This window comes from Pandoraea sp. PE-S2R-1 (genome assembly GCF_002179865.1).
Lineage (GTDB): Bacteria > Pseudomonadota > Gammaproteobacteria > Burkholderiales > Burkholderiaceae > Pandoraea.
Genome location: NZ_NGUR01000166.1, coordinates 1 through 403, shown reverse-complemented (window position 1 = coordinate 403; position 403 = coordinate 1). Strand labels below are relative to the sequence as shown.

Genomic DNA, 403 nt, shown 5'->3' with positions numbered 1-403 from the left:
CGCGCCGTCGCGCCTAGAATACGATCACGCGAGCGACGCAGCCGCATCTCACAGGCGCGGTTCACAAATGCGAAGCGCTCGTCGCCATCGAGAAACGCCACCAGATAGGGCACGCGATCCGCGATCTCCTGCATGCGGCGCACGTTCGCACGCGCGGCTTCGCGCGACATCTCGAGCGCTTCCGTGCGATCGCCCAACTGCTCCATCATGTCGCGAAACGTATTCGCGAGCGCCCCGATCTCGTCGGCGCGCTGCACCGGCAACGATTGCACGGCACGCATATCGCCGGCACTGCGCTGCACGAGGTCGCGCAGCGTATCGAGCGGACGCAGCATGCGCCGCGCCATCCACCACATCGCAAACGCGGCAATGCCGATGACGGCTATCGCCAACATGACCACGC

At 65.8% G+C, this 403-nt stretch carries 1 protein-coding gene; it reads right to left on the bottom strand.

The genetic code is table 11. The features are described 5' to 3' along the window. A partial coding sequence (locus CDV44_RS27550; RefSeq protein WP_170936145.1) for a HAMP domain-containing protein occupies positions 1 to 403 on the bottom strand: 403 nt, incomplete at both ends.